This window comes from Endozoicomonas numazuensis, assembly GCF_000722635.1.
Lineage (GTDB): Bacteria > Pseudomonadota > Gammaproteobacteria > Pseudomonadales > Endozoicomonadaceae > Endozoicomonas_A > Endozoicomonas_A numazuensis.
In genome coordinates this window covers 267,432-287,021 of record NZ_JOKH01000002.1, presented here as the reverse complement: position 1 = coordinate 287,021, position 19,590 = coordinate 267,432, and the positions used below count along the sequence as shown (strand labels likewise).

Sequence of the window (19,590 nt, the reverse complement as noted above, 5' to 3'; positions counted from 1 at the left end):
TTGTGCGGGAGACGACCGATAACCAGCCACTAAAACAGGCTAGCTGGGAAGCGATATCAGACCTTGCCCGAAATATTCTCGATCCGGTGGTTGACCAATTCGGTTCAATAAATCTTACCTATGGCTTTTGCAGTCACAAACTGGGGTTAGCCATAACAAAAAATAGCTCCCCTCGAATAGCACCAAAACTTGATCAGCACGCAGGCTATGAGCTGAACAGTAAGGGCAAGCGAATTTGTGAGCGTGGTGGTCAGGCCTGTGACTTTATTATCCCTGGATTTCTATCATCAGAGGTTGCCGCTTGGCTGGTGAGCCATTGTCCGTTTGATCGGCTCTATTACTATGGGAGTGACCTCCCCATCCATGTCAGTTACTCCAGCAACCCCAGTAGCGAAATATGCTGGCTCACAGGATCTCGATTTGGCAGGCGACAGCCTCGTCGCTACACTGTTGAAGGCTTTTTACAGCAACTGGCAGATCATGAGTCCTGAACAATACCACGAATATGTTAATGGCTTATCTATTGGGAAAAAGCTGCCCAAAGCTGTTTATCTGCACAAATCGGCACTGCCGAGTATTGATGAACAGCTTAAAGAATATGCCCTTACGCAAGTGGCAACCATAGGGCTTGAGGAGCAGGACTGGGATATTCTCAAATTTCATCGTGATGGTTTCAAACTGACCTTGCTCAGCTATCCCGCCTTTTTTTCTGATGCTTATCCCGCCTTACAAAAAAGTATCAGCATTGATCTGGCTAAACAGCAATGCAAAGAAACCTGTTATCAGAAAACAGATAACCCGCCAATACTGCACCGTAAAGAGCTAATGGTGCAGAGCAACTCACCACACTACGAAGATTTTTGCCTGATTACCCAAGAGGGAGAGCTGGCTGGATTATATGAAAACAGCAGAGCAATTGGCTTCAAGCGATCCTGGGAAAGTTTGCTGGAAAGCAGGGGCTATACGCTGGTGGATGGGCGGCTGTTTCGATCCGCAGCTGTTGATTCAGCGGAAGCACATACCATAGACAGGCATAAGACTGCTTTATCCCGAGATGATTTATCGACACCGATGAAATCTCTGGCCAATCACGGCTACCTGGATGGCCGGTTTTCAGTATTTGATTACGGTTGTGGCCATGGTGATGATTTACGGGAACTGGAAGCCCATGGAATCACAGCTCAGGGCTGGGACCCTAACTGGCGACCGGATGGCAGCAAGGTCAATGCAGATTTGGTCAATCTTGGTTTTGTGATTAATGTTATCGAAGATATTGAAGAGCGGGTTGATGCCCTGATTGGCGCATGGCGGCTTACCGATAAAGTCCTGGTCATTGCAGCCATGCTGGGAACAGAAGCTCACGTCAGTAAATTTAAAGCCTACAAAGACGGGGTGATAACTTCACGAAACACCTTTCAAAAATATTACAGCCAGCCAGAGCTGCAAAGCTTTATTGAGCAGGTGTTAGAAGAAGAGCCGATAGCTGTAGGCCCCGGCGTATTTTACGTCTTTAAAGATAAAGAGGAAGAGCAACTATATCTTGCAAATAAAGGTCGGCGTCGGCAGCGATGGCGGCAGCTGTCACAAAAATCTATACGTGTTCCCAAAGCTCAGCAAGTTCTGGAGCAACATTCTGAGTTAGTTCAGTCATTTTGGGAGAGATGTCTTGAGCTTGGCCGACTACCTGCGCTGGAAGAACTTGATGCTAGTGATGAAATAAAAGCCTGTCTGGGTTCACCCAAACAGGCTTTTAAACTGGCTTGCCTGAAATACGATCAAGATGACTTCTTACGTTCAGAGCAGCAAAGGAAAGAGGAGTTGCTGATCTATTTTGCCCTGCAACTCTTCAGCAAGCGCCGCCCCTACAACAGCATGCCTGAACAGCTAAAAAGGGATATCAAAGCATTTTTTGGAAATTACCGCTCAGCTACAGAGGAATCGAAGAACCTTCTCTTCTCTCTTGCTCAGCCCGATCTCATTGATCAGAAGTGCGAAGAAGCTCACCAGTCACTGCCCGCCAGTATTTTAAATGTCAGACATTCTCTGATCTTGCATACCCGCTTTATTGATCAGCTTCCTATAGAGTTACAGCTCTACATTGGTTGTGCGACGCAGCTTTATGGCGAAATTGAAGGGATAGACCTAATAAAAATTCATATCCGTTCAGGAAAGCTGACTCTAATGGTTTACGACGATTTTGAAACCCAGCCTTTACCTATGTTGCGTGAGCGGATCAAAATCAATATGAGAGCAGGGCGAATAGAGTTCTTTGACTATGGATATGGGGAGTATGAGCCGCAGCCGCTGTACTGGAAATCGAAGCTTATTGATGACAGCTTTGCAGATTGCAAAAAGCAATTATCTTTTGACCAGAGGTTGCAAGAGATGCGATTGCTTGAAGAGAACAAAAACTTTGGTCCAGCTATGGGTGAACTGACCACTGCACTGAAGGAAGTTTATGGCATTGAGATAAGGGGGTATCGTTTTTTCAAGGTAAACGGCTGAGTTCTGTCTTGATACGAAAAATCCGATTCTTGTAGTGCTGGACGGGATACTTCACAAAATCTCTGGTGAGCAGTATCAGGAATTTTATTTGCGACGCCTTCATTCCCAAACGGCTGCTCAGGCTTCTGAAATCACTCTCGCCATTAGCTTCATCAAGAACCAAGTCTAAAACCCATGCGAATTCAAAAAGGTCTGCAGAATACTGCTGAGATATTCTGGAAAGCAAAGCATCGAGTTGCCTGCGAACGGTGTAGGGGGTTAGATTAAGCTCATTCGCAATTGTGCGGTATAAGTTATTCCTGAATCAGTGAGTTCTTAATTAATCTCGAGAAAATCGTGTAATTTAAGCTCCAACCTTACCGCAAATCACTTTATTACTACTTTGATCAGGAAATAACAGAATAATCCAGCAAAGACCCCAGCTGTTTTTGTCATTATTTTGAAATTCAGGCGATGCATCACCTACCAAGACCTGGCATTCATTTCAGAAAGACAGAATAATATTGATGGCTAACAAAGCATTTTTTCTGGATAAAGCCCCATAAACACTTGGAGTGCCGGGCTATATCGGCCAAATCGTAGTATTTTGCGACGGCCTGCCTCCAAAAAGCGGGCAGCCTGATAAATCAACTCCTGCATGACGGTTTTTATTCTTCTCCTTGCTGCCTGATGACGAACAGGTGACTGCGGCCCCAGCAAACAAGATTGCCCCATGTAACGCAGCATATTATAAGTTAATGCGCCCAGACACATTACTAAATCATTAGTATCGAACTTTCCAGAAGGAAGCCTTTCCAGATCCATATCGGTTTTTAATTCACTGTGAAATTGCTCACTGGTGGCGTGATTCTCATACAGCAGAATAACGTCGTTATCGCTGTATTCTTCTTCATTCAATGTTGTCCACCAACCTTCCAGCTCGTAGTCTGGAGTTAGAAACATCTGACCAACGGCATCTGACGTTCGTCTGACCATTTTGATAATCAGTCGCTGATGACCATAGTGAGCTTCATGGTTAATAGTCAAAGTCGCATAGTGCTTACCTGCTCGTAGCTCATGCCACTCTACCTTCGCTGCTTCAAACTTAGGTAGCCAGGCCTTGGAGGTGTACTGTTGGCGAGGATTCAATTTAATTATGTGGTCAACGTTAGCATGTTGAGCAACGGCCATGCGGGTATCTTCAGCATCGTGAGCACTATCGAGCCGAAGCAATATCGGCTGTTGCGTTATACGACGTACTCTCTGTAAAACGGCACCCAGGAATGGGATGAAATCATTTTGCGAGTGTTGCGAACCTGGTCGCAACTCACACCCCATGCACCAGCCTTCTTGCCCAAGGTAAGCCATAATGGGGGAGTAGCCGAAAAAGTGTTTATATGTCCAACTCACTCCTTCTTTCTTGGAGTTGCTATTGTCTTGAGGCGTGACATCCATATCTAATGGTATATGCTGTTGGCGATCAAGTTCTTTTGGAAGTGGTGTAAGCGGAGCATCAAGTTCTATAAGCAACTCAGCAAGACTTTCCTCAATCAGCGGAATAAGCTGGGTAGCATCTTCATTAAAGCGCTGGCGCAATCGACTGGCAGATGGCATCTGTTTTATTCCCATGCATTGCTGGAACCAATCGTCATGGCGAAGGGTGTCAATGGCGTCAAAGTCATTTTTGCCGAGGGCCAGCAAGCCAACATAAGCACGCACTAAATCAATATTGGCGATTCCATGTCGCTTCTTAATCTTACGGAGTGATTTTTTGAGGGATGTTTTTTTATTGAGGGCGTGACCAATAAAGGCAAGGCCAGCAAATGGTGTATAGAATTCCGTATCAGACTGCTCAAAATGGAGTTCCACAAAAATTCACCTATTCAGTGAAAAAACGAGTAGGTCGTATTTTAGCCTACACCCCTTTCGGTGGATGGCTTTAAGGCTTTTTTATTGCTGATGAAGTCACGGATTCAGGTTATTGTCGGCTTTAAGCTCAAGGAGAAGAAAATCAGATTCAGATAATTCCTCCTGAATTTGCAAGAGCAATTTTGGAACAGAGTAAAAAGATCCATCTGCGGAGGTGTTTGCAGCCGCTTCCTGACGGTTACAGCTTTGAACTACAGAAAAGGATTTGCTGGTTGCTTGTTCCATAACTACTCCAGAAAAATCTACAGTAGCCTGTCCAGAAATCCTTTGTTGTAGGCTCAGAAGATGATCAGCTAGTCATACATTGAAGAAATAGCCATTTCCATATCATAGCTGAAAATCGGAACTTCCTGACGCTGGACACCAATTTGATGATCAATCATTATCTGCGCCAGTTGTGGGCCGTCGATTAGTATGATGGGTACTGCACCAGTCTGAAAGGACGCGTTCTGCGCCCCATCGGTAAACTCACTGGTAGTAAAGAAAATACCTTGCTCATAACGGCCTTGAATGGCACCACGGAACTGATCGATTTCAGGACGGGAAACTTTGTTGCGCCGGGTGTAACGTTTACACTGAGCAGCCACATTCATGTAAGACAGTCCGACTTTCAGTTTCCCGTGAGCATCAATACCGCCATCATTGCTCACACTGGTAACGCTGACATCCTGAAATCCGTATTGGGATAACAGTTGAGCAGAGAAACGCTCAAAATTATAGGGAGACAGCCGTTTCAGGTCATCGAGAATATGTCCTTTAACCTGACAAAGGTGCAGCTCTTGCAGCTTCTTAATCTCTTCAATATATGAGAATGACTCAGGCTGAATAATTTCTGGGTCTGGTGATTTTTCTTCTACCTTATCAGACAGTAAGGCGTAGCGACTGTCACCTACCTTTTGGAAAAACCGCTTCTTGGCCATATTTGACCATGTAGCCCCTTCGCAGTGGCGAACAACTTGCACCCTTAGCACTTGCTCAGGAGTAGGGGTATTAAACGTGTAGAGATTATTTCTGACGATCTCTCCATGAATCTCACTGATCGTGAGAGGCTGCGCTGCCTTTTCCAGTACCGCAACAGCAGCCTGTACAATAGTCCTTTTTTCCATTTACAACAGTTCTTTCAATGCTCTCACTATCGCTGACCAGTCAACGGTTTCTGTCATATGACACCAGGATGCCCTGATCGCACCCATGATTTCTTCCTGCGGCATATCCATCGCAGTCAGAACATGGCTGAGGGTATAACTTTGGGAAGTACAGGCTGAACCATTAGAGACCGCAGCAATACCCTTTAGAGCAACTATGGCTGCTTCAGAATTAATGCCCGGGACGGAGAAGTTAATGGTATGAGCCAAAGCATTATCAGCTCCGTGGTAGCGAGGATTCAGTTCCGACAATGCAGAGAGTGCTTCATCTTTTAACTTTAAACATGCCTCTTTACGCTGTGCCTGGTTCTGAAGTGCTTGTTCAGCAGCTTCACCCAGCCCTGCGATCAGGTGTACAGGCAGGGTCCCTGGTCTTAAGCCCTTTTCCTGACCGCCGCCAAACATAATTGGCGACAGGGGAGGGCGCTTGTAGCCTCTTTTACGCGCAATTAATGCACCAACCCCTTTGGGACCATACAGCTTGTGGGCACTGACACTGATAAAATCAATACGCTTGTTTTCCAGTGTTTTGGGGATTTTGCCAAAGCTTTGGGCGGCATCAGTATGAAAATAGGCGTCATGCGTTTTAAGCAGTTCTAAACATTCAGCCAACGGCTGAATGGCACCTGTTTCGTTATTGGCATGCATAATCGACACCAGCAGCGTGTCATCACGTAAAGCATCAGCCAAATCTTCAGGCTTAATACGACCATCAGAACCAGGCTTCAGATAAGTGACTTCAAAGCCTTTCTTTTCAAGAGCCTCACAAGGTTCCAGAACAGCTTTATGTTCAATCGCTGTGGTGATGATGTGCTTCTTGCCCGTTTTTTCACCTTCAGGGGCAAGTCCTAAAATGACCAGATTATTACTTTCAGTAGCACCGCTGGTAAAAATAACTTCATCTTTACCTGTAGACACAACCTGAGCCAATTGCTGACGAGCTTTTTCAACAGCTTGTTTAGCTCGGGTGCCAAAGTCATGAGTTCGGCTTCCAGCATTACCAAACTCTTTAATAAGATATTTTGTGACTACAGCCGCTACGGCTGGATCAATGGGAGCAGTAGCGTTGCAATCCAGATAAACCGACATAAATTTATTCCTGTATAAGCAGCTTTATCTTCAGATGAAAATCGTCTGGATAACAAACAAACAGAATGTCATAATCTCACAAACTTCCTTGGTTTTATATCCATACTATCCCCATGACTGCTTCATTCGAGTATGTATTCCCATCCATACGGGGTACTCAGGCAGGGCGTCAGTATTATGTTTCCATGTGTCCACTTAAGCTGATTCCCAAAATATTTCTGTTCGATGAGGAAGAGTTAAAACCAGAGCTTCGAGCGCAGAGGCTTTTGAACCGATCGCGCATACCGGAAATAGCCCGCTACTTGGTCAGGAACAAAGATGATTACGTATTTTCGTCGATCACAGCCTCGATTGATGGCGATGTTGATTTTATTCCGTTAGGTGATGATGGTGATGAAAGTTTGGTCGGCTCGCTGAGAGTCGATATGCAGTCACATTTTATCATCAATGATGGTCAGCATCGCCGAGCTGCTATCGAAGAAGCACTCAAGCAACACCCAGCATTGGGCGAGGAAACCTTGTCTGTAGTGTTTTTTGTTGACCGTGGTCTGAACCGTTGTCAGCAGATGTTTGCGGACTTAAATCGATACGCTGTTAAAACAAGTTTATCGTTAGGTTTGTGTTATGATCACCGGGATGCACAAGCCCAAATTTCCAGGCTGGTGGCCATGAAGTCCGAGGTCTTCAGTGGCTTAGTGGATATGGAAAAATCAGCATTGTCCGCACGCTCACGAAAACTGTTTACTCTAAGCTCAATTAACTCAGCAAATATTGCGATGTTGAGTGGTGTTGAGTTAAAAACAGAGGATAAGACAGATGGAATGAGTGTTGAAGAAGCTGCTGGACTTTGCATCGATTTTTGGGACGAAGTTGCTGCAAACATCCCCGAATGGGAGCTTGTCAGTGAATCAAAAATCACCGCAGGTGATGTACGAGAAGAGTTTATACATAGTCATGCCGTGGTACTGCAAGCGCTGGGTGCCGTTTGCAATCGGCTGATTAATATATCTATGAGAGATAGACAACTGAAATTATCAGGTTTGAACAATATTGACTGGCGACGCACCAACTCCAAGGCCTGGGAAGGCCGCTGTATGTCTGGCGGACGTGTCACCAAAGCCGGGCACAATGTTACTCTTACATCCAACTACATCAAAATGCAGCTTGGCATCAGTTTGACGCCGGATGAGCAGCGAACTGAAGAAGCCTTTAAGCGAGGTGAACATGTCAAGTAATGCACGAAAGTCTGCTTTTAAAGCGCAAGGCTTCAAACAAACCATCGATGAAGTCCTGAAAAAAACGCAGGAACTTTACTTAAGCGATGAAATCCCCTGGGTTGTGGGTTATAGCGGTGGTAAAGACTCTACCGCCGTGTTGCAGTTGGTATGGCTGGCTCTTGCTGATCTGCCCAAAGAGAAGCATATCAAACCAGTGCATGTCATCAGCACCGATACACTGGTAGAAAACCCTGTGGTTGCTCTGTGGGTAGAAGCTTCTCTGGCAAAAATTAACCAGTCTGCAGAAGCGCAAGACTTACCTATTCAGGCACATCGCCTGACACCAGCAGTAGAAAACCGTTTCTGGGTAAATGTGATTGGTAAGGGCTATCCGGCACCTCGGCCAAAATTTCGCTGGTGTACTGATCGTTTGAAGATTAAGCCTTCCGAAACATTTATCAAAGATACGGTTAAGCAAAATGGCGAAGCGATTTTGGTGCTTGGTACCCGCAAGCTTGAGAGTACAACGCGTTCTGCCAACATGCGTGAAGCAGAAGAGCATGAACGCAATACTCGTGAAGGTTTAGTGGCAGACCAAACTCTGGATCGTGTCTGGAAGTTCACCCCGATTGGTGAATGGAGTAATGATGATGTTTGGGTTTACCTGAACCAGATCAGAAATCCCTGGGGTGTTGAGAACTTCCAGCTCCAGACGATGTATCAGGGTGCTACAGAAGATAATGAATGCCCTCTGGTGGTAGATACAACCACGCCAAGCTGTGGTGACAGCCGCTTTGGTTGCTATGTTTGCACCTTGGTTGGCCAGGATAAATCCCTGCACGCCATGATCCATAATGATGATGAAAAAATCTGGATGGCTCCTCTACTGGAATTGCGAGATGATTACCTCGATCATACCAATTATGAGGTCGATCGTTCTCGCAGAGACTGGCGTCGCATGGATGGTCGCACAACCCTTCATATCAATACCCGCTATGGCGAAGCCAAGTTGGTTTATGGTCCTTACACTGAAGAACATCGACACGAACTGTTCAAAGCTGTGTTAAGAGCTCAACTGGCTATTCAGGAAAACGGCCCTGAAGAAGTTCGTTCCATGAAGCTGCTCAACGACGACGATATGGAAGCCATTCGACGCATCTGGGTCATGGAAAAACATGAGATAGAAGATGCTCTGCCAGGCTTGTATCAAGAAGTGATGGGTGAGCCGTATCCTGGCATTCAATTGACCGAAGGTTTGTCTTTTGGTGCCGAAGAAATGCTTCTGCTGAAACGTGCCTGTGAACTGTATGTGAAGAAAAATCCAGACAGTGAAATAGACCCAATCCTTCTCTATAAGCAGACTCGTGAACTGTTGCATATCGAGCTCCAGAATAAAACCATGATTCGACGTGCCAAGCTTTATGACACTTTGGAGCGAGCCATTGAGAAATATTCTTTTGCGAATGAGACAGAAGCTCTGACTTACCGTCTTCGCAAAGAGATCAAGAGTACGGAAATAAAACTCGATACTCTGATGGAAGAAGTCAAACACCTTTCCGGTAAAGTTGAGCTCCGGAAGAAAAAAGATAAAGAGATTAAAGAAACTGAGCAGCGTCTACAGATAGCGAGAGACCAGCTTAAGGATGTACTGTCCCTTGAAGAAGATGTTGATCTGGTACATATCATCACACCACAGACCACTGCTCAGGATGGAAATACTGTAGATCATGTTGCTTGATGAACTGAATATTGAGAACTTTGGCATATACAAAGGCAGCGACCACTCCATATTCTTCACCCCAAGAGGGGAGAAGAATATCATCCTGATCGGTGGTCTGAACGGTGGCGGTAAAACCACGCTACTTGATGCCTTGCAGCTGGTTCTCTATGGCAAACACGCCAAAACGTCTAATCGAGGACGTATGGCGTATGAAGATTACCTGAAAGAAACGATCAACCGACATTCCCGTCACAAAAGTGCCATGTTGGAACTCTTTTTCTATCACCATAATGAGGGAAAGAGAGATCGTTATCAGGTTAAACGCTCCTGGTCTGTTCGTGGCAAAAGTGTCAAAGAAAATTTACTGGTATGTAAAAATGGAGTTGAGGAGCCATTGCTTTCCGAGCAATGGGATGAATATGTCAATGAGTTCATACCATCTAATATTTCCGGGCTGTTTTTCTTTGACGGTGAAAAAATTGAAAGCCTTGCCGATGCCCGTAAATCCGCAGGTTTGATTAAAACCGGTATCCATGCCCTGCTGGGCTTGGACGTGGTTGATAACTTGTCTCGTGATCTGAATGCTCTTAAGAACCGAAGGAAAATTAAGCAGCAGACTGCTGAGGTTCAAGCTCAGATCCAACAGCTGGAGACTCGGAAAAAAGAGCTTAAAAAAGAGCTCCTGCCTCTCAATGAGCAAAGAACTCTATTGAAAGAGAAGCTGAAGCAAGCCGAGGGCGAATTAAATGAAGCATGGCTTGATTTTCGTCGTGAAGGTGGCGAGCTATATAAGCTAAAGAAAGCTCTTGAAGAAGAACAGAATGCCGTTGAAAAAGAGTTTGAGAAGCACAAAAAAGAGATGCGTAAACATGCGGAAGGCGCCGCACCTCTTTTATTGGTAAAAGATCTCATCTACAAAGCCAAAGAGCAGGCTATTAAGGAAGAAGAGGGCGCTGTTGCCAAGGCAGTGGTTGAATCTTTATCCGTCAGAGACTCCAAGCTCCTTCAGCTGCTTGAAGCTGCCGGTGCTGGTCAGGAAGCTATTGCCTCTGCACGCCAGTTTGTGGAAAAAGATGAGTCTGATCGCTTGAAGCAGATACCTGAAAAAATTTATCTAAATGTTTCTCCTGAAGCGTTTTCTGATTTAAACGATGAGTTTTTCAGTAGTGTGCAGTCGCAAGGAAAAGAACTCAAACAAGGATATGATGAGTTTCGGGAAAAAATAGGGCAGATAAGTGGTAAGTTAGGTGCTGTTCCGGCACAACATATTATTGCTGGAATTCAGCACCGAATAGAAGAGTCTAAAACAGCAGTCGAAAAGCTGAATATCGAGCTGAACCTTGTGACACAGCAGGTTCAGGAGAGAGAGGAAGCGATTAATCATCAAGATGCTCAGATCAGCAAAAAGCTGACAGACTCTGCTGATAAAGGCTTTGATATTGAACGTCAGCTTAAGGTGCTTGAGCAGGCCGATAATGTCAGAGATGTACTGACTGAATTCAGATCATTGTTGATTAACGAAGATATCAGCCGTCTGGAGCAGAAAATTCTGGAAAGCTTCCAGTCTTTGATTCGTAAAGACGATCTGATTGATAAAATCGATATTGATACTGATACATTCAAGTTGACCTTGCTGGGCAAGGATCAACATCCAATCAAGCCTTCCCGTCTCTCCGCAGGCGAGCGTCAGCTGTTGGCTATCTCAATTTTATGGGGTTTAGCAAAGGCTTCGGGTCGCCCTTTGCCTGCTATTATCGACACGCCTCTTGGTCGTCTGGATAGCAAGCACCGTAATCATCTGATTGAGAATTACTTCCCTAATGCCAGTCATCAGGTAATTCTGCTCTCTACTGATCAGGAAATTGACCAGCAATATTGCAAAGGGCTGGAGCCTTATATCTCTGCCAAGTACAAGATTGAGTATCAGGAAGATATTAAGTCGTCTGTTATCAAAGAAGGGTATTTTTAAGGAGTTAAATTATGACAATTGAAAATATCCGCCTTTCTGAAAAGGGTAAACAGCAGCTGCTTCAGCTGAAAAAGCGAACAGGGATTGAAAACTGGAATACGCTCTGTCGGTGGGCTTTTTGTACTTCATTGGCTGAACCATCTGTTCCTCCTTATGAGGACATTCCTTCTGACAGTTCTGTTGAGATGACGTGGAAGGTGTTTGGCGGACAATATAGTGATATTTATGCAGCTTTGTTGAAAGAGCGATCTGTCATAGACGGAACTGACGATCTCATGTTGTGTCTAAAGCTTCACTTAAATCGTGGAATTTCTTTTTTACTTAACGATATTAATATCACTCCGTTAATGAGTGATTACAGCTAGATTAACTTGTACAAACAACACAGCTGAGGAAGGATTTTCTCCAGCTGTGTTATATGGGAAAAAGAATAATAAGAGATTGTAAACTTAACTTAGCTGTATTCTTCGCTCAGATCGCATTAGTTTTTTGGAAAATGCCAACGTTTACTCGCTGAATCGAATGTTGCCCCTGAATTAATAAGGGTATTAGTAACTGATCCATCAACAGGCATTTCGATTAAATCCTCTATCTCTGCATTTATTGCAGCTATTGTCATTGGTGATGATGCCTTTTTAAATAGTTTTCTTACAGCCTGCGCAATATTTAGGCGCCTTGTATCATCACCCCATTCTGATAGGCCCAAGTACATTGCACGCCCTAAATAGAATCGAGAGTCACGTTGTGCAAGATTCAATAAGGCATAAGGTGACGGGTGCTCTCTAGAGCTATCGCTTACACTTACATACTGCCACACTTCTGAAACATGTATACCCTTTTGTCGCTCTTGCAGTTTCTGATACAGGTTGTTAAGTTTTTCAGCATTTCCTTCAGGGGTTCCACCAATATCTCGCTCAACCAAACCCCAGAAATCGGGACCGATTTGGATCATTCGTTCGGTAGGTTGCAGTTGAAGTTTATTGGATACGCCGCGAATGGCCGCTAACCGATCTTTTATCTCTTTGCCTTTCAAAGGGCCGCCATGCTCTTCAAGGATTTGGGTGAAGGCGTCAGCCATATCTACACGGTCATTAACATCCTGCTTAGAGTCAACACGAGCCCAGACCATACGATTTAAATAGACCAACCGGTCAGCCTCCTGCAAGATGATATTAAGAATATAGTTATCCAACTCTTCGGGTAGACTTGGGAATTTGGCTTGCAACATTCCAAGTATTTCATTGGCATGCCATTGCTTCATTAGTGGTCCTTCATAAAGGATATTGCAAACAGCCAGCCGGATATTACTGCACATGCGTGGAGAAATAGGATTGAACTTCTCGAGTCCATAGATACCACGCCCATAGAGTTTTGCGCCTTGGCTCATCAATGAATTTTGTGCGCGGCGCTCATCGACGGGCTTACCTAGTAATTTGGTTGCCCGTGCTGCAACTTCAGTAAAATGCAGTGGAGATTCAGCTTGAAGCAGCACAGCTTGTATAACAGAATCTGCACTAACTCCAAACGATAGCAATTTAGCATCTTCACCTTCCCCTTCAAACTGAAGGGCGTTTTCAAATTCATCCCACATCAGTGGTACTAGTTCTGGCGCTCCTTTCTCAGAAAGACTTGCTCTAAAAGTCGTATCAATATCCTGACGGGTCCAGCTGCCTTCGGTAGCTTTATCTTTGAGGCTTTTTCGGAAGTGGCTGATGCACTGTTCCCAGTCATCAAGCTTGATACGAGTGACCAGGCTTGCCCCATTAATTTTAACGATACGGATCTCGTTTTCAGAAAATAATTCGATAATAGCTGCTAAATGCTGGTAGTTACCTATGAAACCTTCAAACCAAGGGTCTTCGACCTCCAGCATCTCAATATACAGCGGTGTTTCTCGATTGATTAGAAGTTGTCCGATTTTGATGGCAATACAGTTGTCCCAAAATTCAGTACTGATGATTCTATCGACGTATTTTTTTTGAATTTGGCGGATACGTTCCCGTGTGACCCCAATTAGTTTGCCAACCTCTTCTAGTGTCATTGTTGTGCCATGATAGCCTGTTCGGCACTCGATGACTTGTCTGTGGTTGTCACGTAATCCGGCTAATGCCTTTTCGAAATGTGATTTTAGTGGTGTATTGGAGACTAGAGTCATCCGATAAGCTTCATCGTGCTCAATTTCAGCATCTTTCAGCTCGTCGGTATCACTAATCCCATCATTGTCGACTTCTAAGCTATTGTACTTACCATTTAGCATCTGGGCGGCGACTTTTTCAGCAGCATCGATCATAGCTCTGCATAGGTCACTTACTGATTTTCGGCCAAAATTATTCCACATTAGCATTTTTGCTACTGAGTAGCTCTTTAAGTCGGCTAGATGTGCAATGTCGTGTGCCTTGAGTACATTGAATACTCTAACCGACATATTGATCGAACTAATGTTAGTTGACAATAGACTGTACGGCAGTATATTGAGCAGCTCCTGAGGGGCTAGCTGATCCACGGTATCTATTAGTTGGCTGAATCGATACGCATCAAGCTGGTCGCGCAATCTGGCTGGCAAATGGTCGGCTAGTTTGGAATAGCTCTTTTCGTCAGTAAGACCAAAGGGATTAGCGGCAGCAGCCAGTTCAGGTAAATTTTCGGCTAGATGCTTAACCCAACCGCTAAGCTCAGAAGACACATGATCCAGTGAGCAGAAACGATCACCTTCTGTCTTGATAAACAGAGGGTCAGCGTCAGCATTACTGTCGCTGGTATTGCGTGTGTAGAGATTTAACTGTTCTGATAATGCGCTGACTGGTTTTTTGGTACCAAAACGATAGAGATCTTGCTCAACGATACGTGCGAAGATCTCCTCTTTATTCAGTGGTTGGATGGCCTGATTAAGTACCTGGCGAGCGGCTTCAGCAATGGTGAGAGAGCAGTCGTTTTTAGGATGTGACTGTTCGCACAATTGTGCAGTAGCATGAAAATTCGCTTGTGGCTCAACGGCATCACAGCCGAATCCCTGTAATAGTTGATATAGCGGTAATATCTGGCTTGCTAGCTTAAGTTCTGCAATGACCGCCACTGAACTGAGATAAGCGTCTGGTAGAGCCCATTTAGCTGACGCGCTCAATAGAAGCTTTCCACGCTGCTTAAGCAGGGCAGTTGCATTCTTTATTTTCGGACGAATGAAACCAATGTGAATGATGCCCACACAATCCGCCTGAACAGTCTGCTGCCAGGCTTCACGCAGGGTCGATAGATTGCGATGAACGCTGACCTCTAATGAAGAGTCTTCATTAATTAGAGCAAAGTAAAGTTTTAGTGCTGCCATTCTTTTTGATTACTCGCCGAAGTATTGATTGAATGGCAGCTGGCCGGTTTGTTGAAAATCACGATAAAAATCTGAGATTCCAGCCTCAGCCAATTGTTCAATAAACTCATAGATCGGCGTGCCTGCAGGTAATAGGTTAGAGTTTTCGGCTGCCAGAAATAGTAAACCATCTGGGTCCAGCTCCTTTACTCGCAGATTAGTAACGCTTTTCTCTGGTAATGGTGGAGGTGGGGTATTGGCTTTAAGGCGGAGAGCCACGGCTAGGCGGTAAAGATCAAATTTGATGAGCTTGACTCCCTCGTCACCTGAGTCAGGGTTGAGGTCTTCAAGTAGCTCATCAAGTTGTGCACCTGTTGCTGATGTCAGTCCTATCCGGCTTGGTTCATTCATTTCAATTACTCTTTACAATACGTGACTCAGTTGCAGAAATGCGCTGAATTTGGTATCGGGCACCAATACGATCAGCAAAGTTCTGTATATCTTTGTCAGGGTCAATTTCACCATCGTGTACTAACAGAACCACTTGATCAGCCATCTTAGGTAGATACTTCAAGACATTGCTGCGGTGCTTGGGGTCGAGTCGACCCAGAGGAGTGTCCATTACGATAGGTCCGGACTTTCGGGCGGTACGGTTGAGACCGTCAATCAAAGATAGCGCTACTACTTGCTCTGCACCAGCGCTACGCTCTTTGAGCACACGCCCTGCTTGATCGACGATAGAAAGGCCGTAGTTGTGATTGATTTGTAGGCCTCTGTAGCTCTTTTCGGTAGTGAGTTCGGCAAAGGCTGCGGATGAGTACTGCTCTACATCACCACGTAATCCATCTCGCAGCTGATCAATGCCTTTTGTAAAGATTGACTCCAGATCTTGATACATGTTGACTCGTATTGAACTTTTTTGCCCCTGACCACCTGCGCTTTTGGAGATTAGTGTGGCGATGTGATCCTGCTCTTTAATATTTTTATCGCGAGCTAACTTAGCATTGGTAATGTCGACATTAAGACGGGCTAGCAGCGCCTTATATTGATCGCGTTTATCGCGCTGACGGATGATTTGATCAGTGTCGAATTCCCGGATTTCCTCCTGCAACTCGTCCCATTTTGTTTCAACCCGAATAAGACGAACATCTAACTGTCGTTGTTTGTCTTCGTTCTGTTGCAGGCGAAGTCCCTCATTGGCCGAACGAATGACAGACAGCTTATCGATTTTGCTATTGAGTTGACGGATTTCTTCAGGGTTGTAAACAGCGAGTTCTTCTTCAGCCCGAAGGCTAGCAATCTGGTCACGAATAGGCTGAATCTTTTCATCAGGGATAACCTGATTACAAGTAACACAAGAGGGGTTGTCGATGCTTTTCTGTAGCATGTTTATTTGGGTGCTGAGCTTTGTCTTGGTCTCGACCAACGTCTGCAGACTATCTCGGCGCCGCTTTATGGTTTCGAGTAGTGGAGACATATTGCTGTGTAGTACATCCAACCATGCAGTTTTCAGTAACTCACGCTGCTCATTAGATAGGTCAACTAGCTGGCGTTCAATGGCTTTACGCTCGGCAGATAGGCCCTCGAGCTCTACTTTTTTCCGTTGAACACCTTCAGTATTTTTTAGCTCATCGTCAATATCATCAATTTTTTTCTCGATATCGACTCGCTCAGCTTCAAGATCTTTGAGATCATTTTCGATTGAGGTCAGTTTTATTTCGAGTTGAGTCTGTTGCTCAGCGTAGCGTTTGAGCTCAGTATTTTTTTTGGCGTCTCTAGCTTGTATCCTTCGAGCATCTTTTAACAGGCTATTGAATTCATCACGACCATGAATTAACGCAGGAACTCCTAGCGCTTGTTCAATATGCTCTTTTATCTTTTCCCCTTGAGCATCACCTTCAATTAGAAGGTTTTCATACTCCTGTAATAACTCTCCGTCGAACAGGAAGAAGCGAGATATTTCTTCGGGAACAATCTGGTTAATTTGATTCTCTACTGTATCTCCAGGCTGGCGTTCACCATCGATGTTCAACCAAACAGTTTCTTCAAAATCTGCATCTACCTTGGGTTGAGATACATGATTCTTTTTCTCTATGAGTCTACGAATTTCGTAGCTTTTACCACCATCGGAGAATTTGAGTACAACCGACATATTCCAATTGCCATCCGTAGCAGCCTCGATATTTATCATGTTAAGTCGAGGAATAGAGCGAAGATGCCTTCCCAGGGCTACTCCATAGAAACCCCAACGCATCGCATTGAGAAAGCTGGTTTTCCCTCGCATATTGTCACCGAACAGTAGCATGACATTCTGTGTGTCGTGCTGAGGGAAGCAGACTGTTTGCTTACCTTTATAGGGCATGAAGTTGGTGACGGTAAGTTCCTTGAGTTTCATAAAGACACATCCTCTTCATCACTTGCAATTGCTTTTTCAACCAACGCTTGCATTTTTTTCATAGTGGTACGCTCTTTGTCGTACTGGTGTTCGCTCTGAAGTTGATAGCAAGCCTTTAATAGCTCATCGCTAAGCTCTGTCTTCATTTCAGATTTTACTGCGAGTAGTACCGCCAATGGATCACTTTTAATTGTCATCAGTCCTTTCCTCTTCTATGCCATCCGTATCAAATAGTCCGACTTCTTCGGGGTCTATACCCAGCTCAATGGCAATGTTAATTAATTTATTAGAACCTGAGCGATTCATTGCTGTGTTAGAAAACTGAATACTTCTTTGAATTTCACTTTTAAGTAGTGATAATTGACCTGGTTCTTGCTCTAAACATACAGGCACCACAACAGCATCATGAATAACTGCATGGTATTTACCGGGGCACACTCTCAACACACGGCCTCGACGTTGAATAAATTGCCGAGGGTTTTGCGAAGAAGCAAGAATAACTGCGTGTGAAATTTTGGGGATGTCGACACCTTGGTCGAGGCAACGTATCGACACCATGATTCCGCCGAACCGTTTGAACCATTCGAGAGAAGCCGCTGCATCCCCTTTCATTCCTGTATGGTACTCACAAGGATCGTGACCGTGTGAGCGCAGAGCATCCATCACTTCTCTTAGTTGATGTTGGTCTTCGCAGTAGACAAGCCAGCTCTGCCCCTCGATGTAGTTATCAACTAAAGTTTTTACTGCATAGGGAATTTTTGCAGAAGCCTTTTTAGCAATGCGAGATCGCTGTATAAGCATATTCTGCAGTCGCGGGTTTACCACTGGTGAGCCGCTATCATCTCGTTTTGAGCGGGCATACTCTAATGATATTTCGCGTGTGGCTGCTTCCCATTCTTCGGATTCCTCCGCCGTTAGGCGAATAGGTTCCGGATGGTATTCGTATTCTACCAAGCGACCCTGCTTGATAGCATCGATCAATGTAAAAGGAGGTTTAACCACTTCACCAAAGTAAGCGAAAATTTTGTCAGTGCCTGCGGGGTCACCAAAGCGTCGCGGAGTAGCACTGAGCCCTAGTCGCATTCCTGTCTGGATAGTCATAGCCTTGGCATTTCCGGCACTGCCTATTTCGTGTACCTCATCGGCGACTACCATCAAATGTACCCCCTGGCAGAGTCCATCACAGAATTCCGTCAGCCTTGCGGTGGCCATAGTAACAAGAACTACTCTGGGCCCAAAGTCCTTACCAGGTTGAGTAAACTTGCGAAGACGACGGTTCTTACGCCAACGGTCATGGCCATCACCGGCTTTGAGAATGGTGACATTAGGATATTCTTCGAGGATCTCGTCACCCCACTGCTTGTGGAGAAGGCGATCGGGTACTAGCACTAGTACAACTCCACCTTCATCCAGATGGGGCTTCATTGCTGTAAGCGCAGTAAAGGTTTTGCCACTGCCAGTGGCATGTTCGAGCACGCCACGGCAACCTTGAGCTATCCAGCCGTTAATTGCAGACAGTTGATGTGGTAGTGGTTTTCGCTTGTTTGAGGTTAAACGTTCTAGCTCTGCATTCTGGACTTCGTAGAGTTTTGCGACATCAATGTCATCGATGCTTTCTTTGGCAACCAACTCAATCTGTTCGCGAGCGATATCAGGCAGCTCGACCACTTGCACGGTTTCTAATTCATTATTCCACAAACGCTCAAAATACTGTTCATTGTTTTTAACACGGATGGTTTCTTTGGTTTCATCCCACGAACAGTAGGTATCGAAGGATTCGTAGTTACCATACTCGTGCCAACCGCTCCAAGACTCGTTTACTGAACCCTTGAAGCAAACAACATCCCCCTGTTTGTCTTTAAATACTCCCATTTTTTCGTGGTAGATTCCTTGTCCTTTTGGGCGAAAGGCAATTTTAACGCTAATCACTCCAAGCGCAATAAGTGTAGCTAAGGCTTCAGTATTGGCTTGTAGCCGTTCATCGCTCTTTAATGACTCGAAATCTCTGCTTAAAGCGCTTCCTAGAGTATCATCACGACTTTGGTAGCCAGTACTTATTGCATCGTAATCTTCGCTTGTCAATTCCGGAGAACAAACTAATCGCATTGTGCCGCCGCGCTTGGCAAAATCGATTAAACTGGGGCCAATCAAAAGGAAAACTGTCGAACGAAAATACCCTACTGCTCGATCGTAGAAAAAAGACTCACGAAGGCAGGGCTTATAGAAACCTTCTACAAGATCCTGTTCACCTGTTCGATATTCTTCCAGAATGTTTATTTGCTTTAAAGTCATTATTATTGACCTTTTGAGTGTTTTGGCTGCAACTTAATCAAGAGCGGTT

15 protein-coding genes are annotated in these 19,590 nt (G+C 44.9%); 6 read left to right on the top strand and 9 right to left on the bottom strand.

What is annotated here, in order from left to right; genetic code table 11:
• Positions 1-2: 2 nt before the first annotated feature.
• Together GZ78_RS08625 and GZ78_RS08620 are read left to right on the top strand one after the other, a co-directional pair.
• Positions 3-491, top strand: coding sequence for a hypothetical protein (locus tag GZ78_RS08625; RefSeq protein WP_051785969.1), 489 nt, complete (start codon positions 3-5; stop codon positions 489-491).
• Positions 481-2,505 carry a DNA phosphorothioation-associated putative methyltransferase gene (locus tag GZ78_RS08620; protein ID WP_034834772.1) on the top strand — a complete coding sequence of 675 codons (2,025 nt, stop codon included), beginning with the start codon at positions 481-483 and terminating at the stop codon, positions 2,503-2,505. Before GZ78_RS08625 ends, GZ78_RS08620 begins: the two co-directional genes overlap by 11 nt.
• Positions 2,506-3,015: 510 nt before the next feature.
• On the opposite strand, the gene GZ78_RS08610 is transcribed toward GZ78_RS08620, so the two are convergent.
• The 4 genes from GZ78_RS08610 to dndA form a co-directional block, all read right to left on the bottom strand.
• Entirely contained in the window at positions 3,016-4,353 is a 1,338-nt protein-coding gene (locus tag GZ78_RS08610) for an IS1380 family transposase (protein WP_034831824.1), read from the bottom strand.
• A 96-nt stretch (positions 4,354-4,449) separates the two neighbouring features.
• Positions 4,450-4,638 (bottom strand): hypothetical protein, encoded by a 189-nt coding sequence (locus tag GZ78_RS08605; RefSeq protein ID WP_034834769.1) that lies wholly within the window; start codon positions 4,636-4,638, stop codon positions 4,450-4,452.
• A 68-nt stretch (positions 4,639-4,706) separates the two neighbouring features.
• Positions 4,707-5,519, bottom strand: a complete 813-nt coding sequence (locus tag GZ78_RS08600) for a restriction endonuclease (protein WP_034834767.1) — start codon at positions 5,517-5,519, stop codon at positions 4,707-4,709.
• A complete protein-coding gene (dndA, locus tag GZ78_RS08595) occupies positions 5,520-6,647 on the bottom strand; it encodes a cysteine desulfurase DndA (RefSeq protein WP_034834765.1) in 1,128 nt (375 codons plus the stop codon).
• A gap of 113 nt (positions 6,648-6,760) precedes the next feature.
• Between dndA and dndB the strand changes: the two genes are divergently transcribed.
• The 4 genes from dndB to dndE are packed head-to-tail and all read left to right on the top strand — an operon-like array spanning position 6,761 to position 11,918.
• Positions 6,761-7,882: a DNA sulfur modification protein DndB gene (gene dndB, locus GZ78_RS08590; protein WP_081869743.1), complete on the top strand. Its 1,122-nt coding sequence runs from the start codon at positions 6,761-6,763 to the stop codon at positions 7,880-7,882.
• Entirely contained in the window at positions 7,872-9,602 is a 1,731-nt protein-coding gene (gene dndC, locus GZ78_RS08585; protein WP_081869742.1) for a DNA phosphorothioation system sulfurtransferase DndC, read from the top strand. Before dndB ends, dndC begins: the two co-directional genes overlap by 11 nt.
• Positions 9,592-11,553 carry a DNA sulfur modification protein DndD gene (gene dndD, locus GZ78_RS08580; RefSeq protein ID WP_034834761.1) on the top strand — a complete coding sequence of 654 codons (1,962 nt, stop codon included), beginning with the start codon at positions 9,592-9,594 and terminating at the stop codon, positions 11,551-11,553. Before dndC ends, dndD begins: the two co-directional genes overlap by 11 nt.
• Before the next feature lie 11 nt (positions 11,554-11,564).
• Entirely contained in the window at positions 11,565-11,918 is a 354-nt protein-coding gene (gene dndE, locus GZ78_RS08575) for a DNA sulfur modification protein DndE (protein ID WP_034834758.1), read from the top strand.
• 116 nt (positions 11,919-12,034) lie between these two features.
• On the opposite strand, the gene GZ78_RS08570 is transcribed toward dndE, so the two are convergent.
• The 5 genes from GZ78_RS08570 to GZ78_RS08550 are packed head-to-tail and all read right to left on the bottom strand — an operon-like array spanning position 12,035 to position 19,541.
• On the bottom strand, positions 12,035-14,875 hold the full coding sequence (locus GZ78_RS08570; protein WP_034834757.1) for a DNA-directed RNA polymerase subunit alpha C-terminal domain-containing protein: 2,841 nt from the start codon (positions 14,873-14,875) through the stop codon (positions 12,035-12,037).
• Positions 14,876-14,884: 9 nt separating this feature from the next.
• Positions 14,885-15,265, bottom strand: a complete 381-nt coding sequence (locus GZ78_RS08565) for a hypothetical protein (protein ID WP_034834754.1) — start codon at positions 15,263-15,265, stop codon at positions 14,885-14,887.
• 1 nt (position 15,266) lies between these two features.
• Positions 15,267-17,249, bottom strand: a complete 1,983-nt coding sequence (locus GZ78_RS08560; RefSeq protein ID WP_034834751.1) for an AAA family ATPase — start codon at positions 17,247-17,249, stop codon at positions 15,267-15,269.
• Positions 17,246-17,446: a DNA modification system-associated small protein gene (locus GZ78_RS08555; RefSeq protein ID WP_034834749.1), complete on the bottom strand. Its 201-nt coding sequence runs from the start codon at positions 17,444-17,446 to the stop codon at positions 17,246-17,248. Before GZ78_RS08555 ends, GZ78_RS08560 begins: the two co-directional genes overlap by 4 nt.
• A complete protein-coding gene (locus GZ78_RS08550) occupies positions 17,436-19,541 on the bottom strand; it encodes a DEAD/DEAH box helicase family protein (RefSeq protein WP_034834747.1) in 2,106 nt (701 codons plus the stop codon). The genes GZ78_RS08555 and GZ78_RS08550 overlap by 11 nt, the downstream gene beginning before the upstream one ends.
• Positions 19,542-19,590: the final 49 nt, after the last annotated feature.

Coding starts and splice junctions, on each gene's coding strand:
- GZ78_RS08620 (WP_034834772.1), top strand. CDS start 481: ATGAGTCCTGAACAATACCACGAATATGTTAATGGCTTATCTATTGGG.
- GZ78_RS08605 (WP_034834769.1), bottom strand. CDS start 4,638: ATGGAACAAGCAACCAGCAAATCCTTTTCTGTAGTTCAAAGCTGTAAC.
- GZ78_RS08600 (WP_034834767.1), bottom strand. CDS start 5,519: ATGGAAAAAAGGACTATTGTACAGGCTGCTGTTGCGGTACTGGAAAAG.
- dndA (WP_034834765.1), bottom strand. CDS start 6,647: ATGTCGGTTTATCTGGATTGCAACGCTACTGCTCCCATTGATCCAGCC.
- dndB (WP_081869743.1), top strand. CDS start 6,761: ATGACTGCTTCATTCGAGTATGTATTCCCATCCATACGGGGTACTCAG.
- dndC (WP_081869742.1), top strand. CDS start 7,872: ATGTCAAGTAATGCACGAAAGTCTGCTTTTAAAGCGCAAGGCTTCAAA.
- dndD (WP_034834761.1), top strand. CDS start 9,592: ATGTTGCTTGATGAACTGAATATTGAGAACTTTGGCATATACAAAGGC.
- dndE (WP_034834758.1), top strand. CDS start 11,565: ATGACAATTGAAAATATCCGCCTTTCTGAAAAGGGTAAACAGCAGCTG.
- GZ78_RS08570 (WP_034834757.1), bottom strand. CDS start 14,875: ATGGCAGCACTAAAACTTTACTTTGCTCTAATTAATGAAGACTCTTCA.
- GZ78_RS08565 (WP_034834754.1), bottom strand. CDS start 15,265: ATGAATGAACCAAGCCGGATAGGACTGACATCAGCAACAGGTGCACAA.
- GZ78_RS08560 (WP_034834751.1), bottom strand. CDS start 17,249: ATGAAACTCAAGGAACTTACCGTCACCAACTTCATGCCCTATAAAGGT.
- GZ78_RS08555 (WP_034834749.1), bottom strand. CDS start 17,446: ATGACAATTAAAAGTGATCCATTGGCGGTACTACTCGCAGTAAAATCT.
- GZ78_RS08550 (WP_034834747.1), bottom strand. CDS start 19,541: ATGACTTTAAAGCAAATAAACATTCTGGAAGAATATCGAACAGGTGAA.